At 65.6% G+C, this 276-nt stretch carries 1 protein-coding gene; it reads right to left on the bottom strand.

The features are described 5' to 3' along the window. Nucleotides 1-252, bottom strand: a 252-nt coding sequence (locus JK363_RS42025; protein ID WP_215911764.1) for a hypothetical protein, incomplete at its 3' end; no start/stop codon positions are given. Between the last annotated feature and the right edge of the window lie 24 nt (nt 253-276).

The following is a 276-nucleotide window of genomic DNA, read 5'->3' as shown; positions in this document are numbered from 1 at the left end:
ATCAAACGCCTCGGCGAACACCGGGAACGCCTCATACAACTCCCGACCCATACCCACCCGCTGACTACCCTGCCCAGAGAACAACACCGCCAGCTTCCCCGGCACCACCTGCCCCTGAACCACACCAGCAGCCGGCTCACCCGCCACCACCGCAGACAACCCACCCGCCAAACCGTCGCCCTCACCAGCCAACACCACAACCCGGTGCTCGAACACCGACCGAGTCGCAGCCAGCGAGAACCCGACATCCACCGGCGACAACCCACCCACACAAGC

Origin of the sequence: Streptomyces coffeae, from assembly GCF_016741875.1 — a bacterium.
GTDB lineage: Bacteria > Actinomycetota > Actinomycetes > Streptomycetales > Streptomycetaceae > Streptomyces > Streptomyces coffeae.
This window is presented reverse-complemented; position numbering and strand designations above follow the sequence as displayed.